This window comes from Streptosporangium sp. G11 (assembly GCF_051192615.1).
GTDB lineage: Bacteria > Actinomycetota > Actinomycetes > Streptosporangiales > Streptosporangiaceae > Streptosporangium.
Genome location: NZ_JBPJUQ010000010.1, coordinates 50048 through 61265, shown reverse-complemented (window position 1 = coordinate 61265; position 11218 = coordinate 50048). Strand labels below are relative to the sequence as shown.

7 protein-coding genes are annotated in these 11218 nt (G+C 72.9%); 2 read left to right on the top strand and 5 right to left on the bottom strand.

Annotation, left to right across the window (positions count from 1 at the left end):
- Positions 1 to 9 precede the first annotated feature (9 nt).
- A complete protein-coding gene (locus ACSDR0_RS13005) occupies positions 10 to 546 on the bottom strand; it encodes an NUDIX hydrolase family protein (protein WP_435289023.1) in 537 nt (178 codons plus the stop codon).
- Positions 547 to 1099: 553 nt separating this feature from the next.
- Here ACSDR0_RS13005 and ACSDR0_RS13000 point away from each other — a divergent pair.
- Entirely contained in the window at positions 1100 to 2788 is a 1689-nt protein-coding gene (locus tag ACSDR0_RS13000; RefSeq protein ID WP_435289022.1) for an ABC transporter ATP-binding protein, read from the top strand.
- 262 nt (positions 2789 to 3050) lie between these two features.
- Positions 3051 to 6320: a BTAD domain-containing putative transcriptional regulator gene (locus ACSDR0_RS12995; RefSeq protein WP_435289021.1), complete on the top strand. Its 3270-nt coding sequence runs from the start codon at positions 3051 to 3053 to the stop codon at positions 6318 to 6320.
- A gap of 51 nt (positions 6321 to 6371) precedes the next feature.
- Here ACSDR0_RS12995 and ACSDR0_RS12990 read toward each other — a convergent pair whose 3' ends face one another.
- The 4 genes from ACSDR0_RS12990 to ACSDR0_RS12975 are packed head-to-tail and all read right to left on the bottom strand — an operon-like array spanning position 6372 to position 11159.
- Positions 6372 to 7418 carry a radical SAM protein gene (locus ACSDR0_RS12990; RefSeq protein ID WP_435289020.1) on the bottom strand — a complete coding sequence of 349 codons (1047 nt, stop codon included), beginning with the start codon at positions 7416 to 7418 and terminating at the stop codon, positions 6372 to 6374.
- Positions 7415 to 9259 (bottom strand): ABC transporter ATP-binding protein, encoded by a 1845-nt coding sequence (locus tag ACSDR0_RS12985; RefSeq protein ID WP_435289019.1) that lies wholly within the window; start codon positions 9257 to 9259, stop codon positions 7415 to 7417. The genes ACSDR0_RS12990 and ACSDR0_RS12985 overlap by 4 nt, the downstream gene beginning before the upstream one ends.
- On the bottom strand, positions 9241 to 11025 hold the full coding sequence (locus ACSDR0_RS12980; protein WP_435289018.1) for an ABC transporter ATP-binding protein: 1785 nt from the start codon (positions 11023 to 11025) through the stop codon (positions 9241 to 9243). Before ACSDR0_RS12980 ends, ACSDR0_RS12985 begins: the two co-directional genes overlap by 19 nt.
- The gene (locus tag ACSDR0_RS12975; RefSeq protein WP_435289017.1) at positions 11025 to 11159 is read right to left on the bottom strand and encodes a hypothetical protein; all 135 of its coding nucleotides are present in this window, start codon (positions 11157 to 11159) and stop codon (positions 11025 to 11027) included. The genes ACSDR0_RS12980 and ACSDR0_RS12975 overlap by 1 nt, the downstream gene beginning before the upstream one ends.
- Between the last annotated feature and the right edge of the window lie 59 nt (positions 11160 to 11218).

Genomic DNA, 11218 nt, shown 5'->3' with positions numbered 1-11218 from the left:
CCCGGGAGGTCAGAAAAGGCAGCCGACGTGGGCGAGGGCCTGCTTCAGCAGGACGCCCTGTCCGCCGAGCATCTCCTGCTGCACCAGTGGCGACGAGGCCTCCTCGGGGGTGAACCAGACAAGGTCGAGGGCGTCCTGCCGAGGACGGCAGTCGCCCGCGACCGGGACGACGTAGGCGAGGGACACCGCGTGCTGCCGGGGGTCGTGGTAGGGCGTGACGCCCTGGGTCGGGAAGTACTCGGCGATGGTGAACGGCTGCGGAGAGGCCGGGACGCGGGGCAGTGCCGTCGGGCCGAGGTCCTTCTCAAGATGGCGCATGAGCGCGTCACGGACACGCTCGTGGTGAAGCACGCGGCCGGAGACAAGGGCGCGGCTGACCGCTCCGTCCGATCCGATGCGCAGCAGCAGGCCGACACGCGTGACGACTCCCGCCTCGTCGACCCGTACCGGCACGGCGTCGATGTAGAGAATCGGCATTCGCGCGCGGGCCGACTCCAGTTCTTCGGGAGCGAGCCAGCCGGGCGTGGTTTCGGTCATTTCGGTCATTGACCGATCGTACTTCGCGGTCGGCTCGGAAACGCGTTCTCTTCCGGCGACCGGCTTGTCGAAAGGAGAAACAGCGGGCCCGCCGGTCCACGAGCGCGGCCGCGTCATGGTGGCCACCCCGCCCTTCGAGGGATCGGCGAGGCGGCGGGTGCCTGGGGACGACGCCCGCAGGCGGCGGTCACCTCCGCGACGAGGTGCCGTACGGCGGGAGACCAGCGGCCGAGCCGGGTGCCGGCGCCTTGTCCACGGCGCCGTCAGGATCGAATCAAGCGAGATCGTTCACGGGCGTTCCGGGTCATTTCGCGAGCGGTCGCCCGCTACTTCCCGTAGCCGGGGTGGCTGGAAAATCGCTCGCTCCCCCGTACGCCCTGCGGCAGCATGGCCAGGGCGGTATCGGCATTCGGGAGGGCTGATGGCTGTACTCCAATCACTCGAAAACCCAGGAAAAGGTTTATTCGCACGAAAATCGGCGGTTCTACTCGCACTGCGCTATTACTGCGGTGAGTTGAGGCGCCAGTGGCGGGTCGCGGTGCCCGCGCTGACGTTGCCGGCGATGGGAAACATCTGTTTGTTCTACCTGGCGCCGCTGGCGGTGGCCGGGCTCGTGGGGCACCTGGCCGGCGGCGGGGACGGCTCCATCGACGCGTTGCTGCCCTACGTGCTCGCCTTCGGCGCGGTGCTGCTGGCGGGCGAGGTGCTGTGGCGGGTGGGGCTGCACTTCCTGAACCGTACCGACGCCCGGGGCATCGAGCGGCTCGGTGTGGTGGGCATGGACGAGTTGCTGGCCAAGGACGCCGCGTTCTTCCACGACAACTTCGCCGGTTCGCTGACCAAACGGGTGCTGGGATTCTCCTCCAGGTTCGAGGAGTTCGCCGACACGCTCACGTTCTCGATCATGGCCAAGGTGGTGCCCCTGGCCTTCGCCTCGGTGGTGCTGTGGCGGTATCACCCGGTGCTGGTCCTCGTTCTCCTGGGCCTCATCGCGGTCACCGCCTTTCTCGTCGCCCCCCTCATCCGCCGTCGCCAGGCGCTGGTCGACGAACGCGAGGCCGCCAAGGTGCTGGTGTCGGGCCATGTCGCCGACGTGCTGGCCAACATGGACACGGTCCGCGCGTTCGCCGCCGAGGATCGCGAAGCCACCGAACACCGGGCCAGGGTCGCCGAGCAGCACAGGCTGTCCCTCCGTTCCTGGGATTACGGCAACCTCCGGGTGGACACCGTCGTCGCCCCGCTGTCGGTGCTCACCAGCGCCGTGGGCCTGCTCCTCGCCGTGGCGCTCCGGGGTGGGCTCGGCGTGGAGGCCATAGTGGTGACGTTCACCTACTACTCGAACGCGATCGGCATCATGTTCGAGTTCAACCAGATATACCGGCGCATGGAGAGCGTGCTCACCGAGGCGGCCCAGTTCACCGAGCTGCTCCTCGTGCCGCCGACCGTGGTGGATCCGGCCGACCCGCAGCCGCTGCGCCCGGCCGACGCGGGCATCCGCTTCGAGCGGGTGAGGTTCGCGTACGCCGACGGCCCGCCCCTGTTCGAGAACCTGGACCTGGACATCCCCAGCGGCACCAAGATCGGGCTGGTCGGCCAGTCCGGCGGGGGCAAGAGCACCCTCACCCGGCTGTTGCTGCGTCTCATGGACGTGAACGGAGGCCGGATCCTGATAGGCGGCCAGGACATCACCCGGCTCCGTCAAGCCGACCTGCGCAGCCTCATCGCCTACGTCCCTCAGGAACCTGCCATGTTCCACCGGTCCGTGCGCGACAACCTCGCGTTCGCCCGGCCGGGCGCCACCGATGCCGAGATCCTCCGGGCCGCGCGGGCGGCGCATGTCACGGAGTTCGTCGAATCCCTGCCGGACGGATTCGACACCCTGGTCGGAGAGCGTGGCATCAAGCTCTCCGGCGGCCAGCGGCAACGCGTCGCACTCGCGCGCGCCATCCTGCGCGACGCCCCGATCCTGTTGCTGGACGAGGCGACCAGCGCCCTGGACTCCGAAAGCGAGATCCTCGTCCAGGAAGCCCTGTGGCGCCTGATGCAGGACCGTACCGCGCTCGTGGTCGCGCACCGCCTGAGCACCGTCGTCCGCATGGACCGACTCGTCGTCCTCAACCGGGGACACGTCGTGGAGCAGGGCACCCACAGCGAACTGCTCCAGGCCCAGGGCCCCTACGCCCGGCTCTGGCACCACCAGTCCGGGGGCTTCCTGATCGAGGACGACACCCCGGACGCGCTCCACCGCTGACCGGCGCCCGGTTCCATCGGCGCTGGTCGCCCTGTGTGCGCGGGTGTGGCGCGAATGGACATAAGGCAAGTGGGGCATCCCGCTTTCGGCTGACTCGAAATCCGTCTCACGAGTGACGATGCGAAGCGATTATCGGGCGATCCTTGGGCCAGACGTCGCGAACCACTCTTCGCCAGGAGGCAGTGTGCGGGACAGTGAAGCAGGGCACTCGGACAGCGAAATCGAGAAGTTGCTTCACGGGCGACCGGACGACGGACAGAGCGTGGAGTTCCGGGTTCTGGGTCCCTTCGAGATCTACGCGGCCGGCGTCCCCGTCAACATCGGCGGTCCGCGGCAGCAGGCCGTCCTGGCCCGGCTGGTGGCCGCGGCGGGCACGGTCGTCTCCACCGACACCCTGATCGACGACCTCTATCACGGCGCGCCGCCGGTGAACGCGCTGGCCTCGATCCATGTCCACGTGTCGAACCTGCGCCGGGCCATCGAGCCGGACCGGGCGCCGCGCACCCCGCCGCGGCTCCTGGTCGCCCGCAGGCCCGGCTACATGCTCGTCACGCCGAACGTCGACGCGCTGCGCTTCGGCAGGCTCGTCGCCGACGCGGAACAACGCCCGCCCGCCGAGTCGCTCGCCCTGTTGGAGGAGGCGCTGCGGCTGTGGCGCGGCCTGCCCTACGGCGAGTTGACCGGCGAGCTGTGGGCGATCGCCGAGGTGAACCGCCTGCACGAGCTGCGCCTGACCGCGATCGAGCGCCGCACCCAGGCGCTGCTGGATCTCGGCCGCCCGCAGGCGGTCATCCACGAACTGGAGTCCGAGACCGGGAAACACCCGTTTCGCGAGCGGCTGTGGTGGCTGCTCGCCCTGGCCCGCTACCGCAGCGGGCGGCAGGCCGACGCGCTGGCCACGTTGCGCCGGGCGCGCAAGGTGATCGCCGAGCAACTCGGCCTGGATCCGGGCCCCGAGCTGCGGGCGCTGGAGAAGGACATCCTCCAGCAGGCGCGCTCGCTCACCTTCCCGCCCGAGCCTGTCGCGCTGCCGCGTCCGCCCGGCGAGACCTCCCCGCAGGGGCCGGCCCGAGGGCACCTGATCGGGCGGAACCGGCAGCTCGCGACGTTGACGACCCTCCCCATCCTGATGGACAGGAACGGCGTGGTGACCGCCGCGATCAGCGGTGAGCCCGGCATCGGCAAGACCCGGCTGCTGCAGGCGTTCCGCGACGACTGCGCCGATCTGGGCTACCTGGTGCTGTGGGGGCGCTGCCACGGGGGGGAGGGGGTGCCGCCGCTGTGGCCGTGGCTGCAGGTGCTGCGCGCCCTGGCCGGGTCCGTCCCGCCCTCGGATCGCCAGGCGCTGGCGGGGCTGCTGGACGACGAGCGGCTCACCGGCCCGCCCGGGACGGCCTCGCGCCACCGCAACCAGCTCATCGCGCAGTGGCTCATCGAGGCCGCGCGGCTCCGGCCACTGGTGATCATCCTGGACGACCTGCACTGGGCCGACTCCGCCACGCTCGAACTGCTCCGGGACGTCGCCGTGCTGTCCGGGGCGCAGGCCATGGACGTCTCCCTGACCCTGGTCACCGCGTTCCGCGAAGCGGCGTACCGCGACCTGGCGCAGCACCCCGGCGCCTCCCCGAGCGGGGCGTTCAAGCTCTCGGTGGACGAGGTCCTCTACCAGCTCGCCCGCTACGATCTGGTGCGCATCCGGCTGAGCGGCCTGACCAGCGACGAGGTCCGGGCCCTCGCCGAGGAGATGGGCGCGAAGGTGGACGGCCCCGAGGCTGAGCACCTGGCCGAGCGGAGCGGCGGCAACCCGTTCTTCGTCCGCGAGAGCGCCCGGCTGCTGGCCCAGGGCCAGGGGCTGGACGTCGTGCCGGACGCGGTGGCCGATCTGATCCGGCAACGGCTGGTCGTGCTCGGGCCGCAGACCACCGAGGTGCTCGGCGTCGCCGCGGTGATCGGCAGGAACTTCGATCCCGGCCTGGTCGCGGAGGTGCGGCAGGCGTCCGAGTCGGGCGCGGCGCACACCTACGGCCTGCTGGACCGGGCGGCGAAGGCGGGGCTCATCGTCACCGGCGACGGGTGCATGACGTTCGTCCACGACCTGGTCAGAGAGACCCTGATCGGTGACGTACCGCCGCTGCGCAAGGCGATGGTCCATCGGGAGGTGATGGCCGCCCTGTCGGCCAAGCCGAGCACCGACGTGACCACCATCGCCCACCACGCGGTGGAGGCGGGCCCGGCGGCGTACCGCGAGACGGCGCACTGGGCCCGCGCGGCGGCCGAGCAGGCGAGTTCCTGCGCGGCCTACGAGGAGGCCGCCGCCTGGTGGGGCCGGGCCGTCACCGCGCACGGCGCCTGCGGCGGCGCCCCCGCCGAGCACGTGGAACTCCTGCTGCAACAGGTGCGCGCCCTGCTGGAGGCGGGAGACGCGATGGGCGCCCGCCAGGTCCGCGCGCAGGCCCTGCGCGTCGCCAACCGCGCCGGGGCGGGCCCGGAGCTGACCGCCCGCGCCCTCACCGCGCTGGACGCCCCGGCCATCTGGACGCTGCGCAACCCTTACGAGCCGGTGGACCTGCGGCTGGTGGAGCAGTTCGAGCACACCCTGCGCCAGCTCCCCGAGACCGACAGTGCCGAACGGGCGCTGCTGCTGGGCGGACTGGCCCAGGAACTGTACGACGGCGCCGGCGATGCCCGCTGCCTGTCCCTGTCCGCGGAGGCGGTGGCGATGGCGCGCAGGATCGACGACCCGCACCTGCTGATGCGGGCGCTCAACGCCCGCTCGCTGTCCGTGCCGCAGGCGACCTGCCTCGGCGAGGTCATGAAGATCGCCGGCGAGCTGCACGGGCTCGCGCTGGACACCGGGTCGCAGGGTTTCGAACTGCTCGCGCACATGATGGACACCCACTACAGCCTGGAGATGTCCGATCTGGAGGAGGCGGACCGGGCCGCCGCGCGCTGCGACGTCATGCTGGATCACCTGCAACTCCCGTGGCCGCGCTTCCAGCACACCATGTGGCGGGCCAACCGGCTCGCCCTGGTCGGCCGGTTCGACGAGGCCGACGCCATGTACGACGAGGCCGAGCACCAGGCCCAGCGGCTGGGCATGTGGTACGCGGGCGCGGTCGTGGCGAACGGCCGCCTCATGCTCTGCTACCAGCGCGGCGCCATCGCCGACGCCGGGCCGCTGATCGACCAGATCGCCGGCATCCATCCCAGCGTGGACCACGACGCCCGGGTGCTGGAGCTGTGCGCCCGGGGCCGTCTGGACGAGGCCCGGGCACTGGCGCGGGCGGGATGGGCGGACCCGCCGATGGACTGGTCGTGGCTGACCATGACCTGTTTACAGGGCGCGGCCCAGGCCGCCGTCGGTGACCTGCCGGCATGCCGGACGACCTGGAAGAGACTGCTGCCCTACGCCGGGCGGATCTCGGGCGGGTCGGCGGTGGCGTGCATCGGTCCCGTGGACCACTTCCTGGGGCTGCTCGCCGCCGCCCTCGGCGAGGCCGCGGCCCCCGCAGGCCCGGTGCCGCCGAGGTAGCCGCCGCCGGGGCCGCGTCCGCGGGAGGGCGGGGCCGGGCGGGCCGCGGGCTCACGCGGGCTCCGCGACCCGCCACGGCGGGCGGCGGTCGATGCGCGCGAGCACCTCCGGGCTCCCGAACCGGCGGTCGATACGCCGGGTGGCCTCGGCCCAGTCCGCCATGGAACGCACCTGGGACAGCGTCTCCACCACGAAGGGGTCGCTCCACCGCTCGACGGCGCGCCGCCAGAGCACGTCCGGGTCCTCGGTCAGCAGGTTTCCCACGCATCCCTCGTAGACGGGCATGGCGCGCACCTCACCGTCGGGCTCGATCTGCAGCAGCGGGAACCCGTGGCTCGCGACGAAGGCGGGGTGCATCATCAGGGGGAAGTTGCTGGAGGTGGTCACCGCCAGCGACGCGGGGGCCAGCGAGCGCAGCCGCTCGGTGTACTCCTCGCCGGTCAGCGTGCGGAGCTCCTCGTTGTCCAACAGTTCGGTCTCCGCGAAACCGGGCCGGCTGGCCAGTCCGGCCGGCACCGCGGCGGCCAGGTTGAGGGAGCGCATCCGCGGGAACCGGGGCGCGATGTCGGTGCAGAACCCCGCGAGCCGATGGAGGTTGCTCCGCACGACCGAGCAGTCGATGCCGAAGAGCAGCGGAGTGTCGTCACGTGCCTCACGCCGGGCGGCGATGTCGTCCAGCATGGCCAGGGCGCTCATCGCACGGTCGAAGGAACCGGCCCTGCCCCGTACCCGGTCGTGCACCTTCGCGTCGGCCCCGTCGACGCTGACCGTGATCCGCCTGAACACCCGGGCCGCCTCCTCGGCGGTCTCGGGGGTGAGCGTCCATCCGCCGGTGTAGAGGTTGACGGCGATACCCGCCCGGCCGATGCGCTCGGCGACCTCGTAGATCCCCTTGACCACCAGGGGCTCGCCGCCCGCGAACTCCACCGACTCCGGTCGCATGGCGATGATCACGTCGGCGAGCCGCAGCATGTCGCCGTGGCTCAGCTGCCGGGCGGGGCGCCTGCCCGACTCGGAGTAGCAGTGGATGCAGCGCAGGGGGCAGGCGTAGGTGACGTCCCAGATGATGTCGGTGGGCTTGGTGACGGGGGAGCTCATGAGGACCTCCTGGTGGCGAGCGGATGACCGGGACGGGCGCCGGACGTCGGGTCGTTCGTCCAGTGCCCGACGAGGTCGGCGTACAGAGGGGAGCGGGCCGGCAGGTCCGCGTGGGTGCCCGCGTGGGCGGCGGTGCCGTCCATCAGCAGGACGCGCCGGGCCCGGATCGCGGAGCTGATGCGATGGGCGATGACGATGAGGGTGCCGGGCCGGGCGGCGAACGCACTCTCGGCCTTCGCCTCGGCGGCGGGGTCGAGATGGCAGGTCGCCTCGTCCAGGACGACCACGCGGGCCGGGGAGGCGTAGGTCCGGGCCAGGGCGATCAGTTGCCGCTCCCCGGCCGACAGCGTGGCGGGTTCGTCGATCTCGGCGTCAAGGCCGCCGAGCCGATCGACGAGCGCCCGCGCGCCCACCCGGTCCGCCGCCTCGTCCAGCAGGGCGTCGGTGGTACCGGCCGGGCACAGGTAGCCGAAGTTCTCCCGTACCGTGCCGGCGAAGACGTACGCCTCCTGGGGCACGAGCGCCATCATGGAGCGCAGGGCGGGTTCCGCGATGACCTCCAGCGGGAGCCCGCCGAGCAGGATCTCCCCGTGGGTCGGCCGCCGAAGTCCGGTGAACAACAGGGACAGGGTGGACTTGCCGATGCCGCTGGGGCCGACCACGGCCAGGTGGTCTCCCTCGGGGATCACCAGGTCGAGGTCGTGCACCACGGGCGTGGCCTGGGGGGCGTAGGCGAAGCCCAGCCCCTTCGTCCGCAGCTCGCAACCGGCGGGCGCGGCGGTGCCGGACGCGTCGGCGGGCGCGGCGTCGGCGGGCAGCGCGATGGTCTCGGCGATGCGGTTCAGGGTGACGGCCAGGGCTACGCCCCAGCTCGAAACCGTGCCGGTCAGCATCTGCAGGGCGGGTTGCAGGCCGGTCGCCATGTAGGTCACCGCGCCGACGACCTCGCCCACGCTCAGGTGTCCCTGCCGCGTCAGTGGCTCGGCGGCGATGACCAGGCCGAGCAGCGGCACGTGCGTGCCGATGACGACGATCAGCCGCCGGGCCACGCCGGCCCGGGCCAGGGCACGCGTGGCCGCGGCCTGGGCGTCCACCGCGGTCCGCACGGTGGCGTACGCCTGATCGCGCGCCCCGCAGGCGGCGATGTCCCGCGTGCCCTCCAGGATCGGGGTCGCCTCGGCGGTGAGCGTCTCGTCGGCGAGGATCAACCGGCGTTGCCGGATCAGCAGCACCCGCAGCAGCCAGGCGAACACCACCACCGCCACGAGCACGGGCCCGGCGACGACGGCCGCGGCCGGCGGCGAGAGCACCAGCAGCCCCGTCATCGCGGCGATCAGCGAGATTCCCAGCCCGTGCGTGGTGCGCAGCAGCGCGGACACCAGGTTCCGCAGCGTCTCCACCTGCTCGGTGAGACGGTTGACGGCGGCGGTGTCCGGCCGGTCGCCGCGGACGGCGCGGGTCACGGTGGCCGTGACGACGGCGCGTACCAGGTCGTCGCGCAGCGGCTCCACCACCGCGGCCAGATGGGGGAACATCAGGCGCGTGGCCGCGGCCTTGAGCAGCATCGCGACCGCGAGCAGGCCGAGCCAGGCCAGGCCGGTGGCCGGGCGTCCGGCGAGGAAGCCGTCGTCGATGGCGGTGGCGACGAGCAGCCCGGACAGCAGCCCCGGGACGGACTCCGCGAAGGCCCAGGCCAGGGCGGCGGTCAGGGGCCGCCTGCGGGGGCGCAGCAGCGCGAGCAGCAGCCGGAACCCGCCGGGAGGGCGGCCGTCCCCTTCCAGGTGGAGGACGGGCGCCGCCGCGAGCGGGGCGGATGCGGGGGTCACAGCCGAGCCGGGCACGGTTCCTCACTCCATGAGCTGTCGTCGTCCGCCTCGCCGCCGTGGTCCGGACCGGCGGCGAACAGGGCGCGGTACGCCGGGTCCCGCCACAGCGCCCGATGCGTGCCCCGGCCCCGGATCCGCCCGCCGTCCAGCCACACCACGTGGTCGGCGCGGGCGGCGGTGGCCGCGCGATGGGCGATGACCAGGCGGGTGGTCCCGCGCATGCCCTCGACCAGCGTGCGGGTCACCTGGGCCTCGGTCGCGGTGTCCAGGCTGGACGTGGCGTCGTCCAGCACGGTCAGGCGGGCCCGGCGCACCATGGCGCGGGCCAGGCCCAGCCGCTGGAACTCCCCGCCGGACAGCGGGGCGTCGGCGGCGGGGGTGTCGTAGCCGTCGGGCAGGCGGCGGACGACGTCATCGACGTGTGCGGCTCGTGCGGCCTCGCGGACGCTGTCGCGGTCGAGCGCCGGCCTGCCGTAGGCGATGGCCGAAGCGAGGTCGCCGCCCAGGAGGACGGGGCGTTCGAAGGCGTAGGCGACCGCACCGCTCAGCGACTCCGGGGCCACGCCGGCGAGGTCGTGGCCGTCCAGCAGCACCCGCCCGCGCTCGGGGTCCAGCAGTCGCCCGGCCAGCATGGCCAGGGTGGTCTTGCCCGCCCCGGACGGCCCGACGAGGGCGGTCAGCGTGCCCGGGGCGATGTCCAGATCGATGGCGTCGAGGAGGCGGGAGCCCTTGCGGGTGACGGTGACGCCGCGGAACGACAGCGCGCCGGGGCCCTCGGGCAGCGGGCGGGTGCCGGGCACGAGGGGCGGCAGCCCGAGGACCTCCTGGATCCGGCGGGCCGCGGCGCGGGCCTCGGCGATCCCCAGGAGCGCGTCGACCTGGTCGATGAACCCCACGCCTATCGCCGCGTAGCCGGCCACGGCGAGCAGTTGCCCAGGTTGCAGCCGGCCGTCGCTGACGCCGAACCCGGCCACGACGAGCACGGCCACCTCGATGACGGGCAGCAGCAGGCTGATCTGCCACACGCCCTGCGCCTGGGCCCGCCACATGGAGTGACCGGCGTTCGACAGGTCGGTCAGCGGGCGCAGCACCCGGGTGATCTCGCGATCGGCGGTGCCGGACGCCCGCACCGTGCGGATGCCGGCCAGGGTGTCGGTCAAGCGCGCGGCCAGGCGCCCGTGCGCGCCCTGGTACCGCTCGTACGCCCCCGACAGCCGGCCGACGGAGAGCCGCACGATCACCAGCGTGAGGGGCACCGCGATCAGGAAGGCGATGCCCGAGCGCCAGTCGGTCACCAGCAGCAGGACGATGCCGCCGCCGGCGCTGACGATTTCCGCGACCGTGTACAGCAGGGTGAGCGGGACCCGCCCGGCGCTGGCGGTGTTGCTCACCAGCCGGTTGGCCAGTTCCCCGGTCGAAAAACGGCGGGCGCCGGCGGCGTCGAGGCGCAGAAGGTGGGCGGTGAAGCGCAGGCGCAGGGACGCCGTCGCGGACGCGGTGGTCGCCGCGCCGGCGAGGGTGTCGATCAGATCGGCGCAGGTGGCAACGGCCAGGACGAGCGCGAGGAACCCGGCGGCTCGCGCGCCCTCGCCGGACACCACGCCGTCCACGGCGCCCGCCAGCGCGGCGGGCAGAGCGAGTATGGCGGCCGTCGACAGGGCGACGGCCGCCGCGGTCACGGTCAGGGGCGCCCACAGGCCGCGCGTCGTGGCGACGAGGAGGCGGTCACCGTCCCGCCGCGTCACCTGCCGGGCGGCGGGGTCCGGGGCTTGGTCCGGCATCAGATGGCGTCGAAGCGCGAACCGAGGCAGGTCGGGCGCCAGCACGTGCCCAGACAGGTGCTCGGCCCGCCAGGGTACGGCCTCGCCTCCCGGACGACCGGAAGCAGGTCCAGGGTGGTGATGTTGGATTCCATCGGCTTTCCTCTCGTTGTCCACACCGCCGGATCCAGGAGGCTCGGGCGCCGGGCCGGCC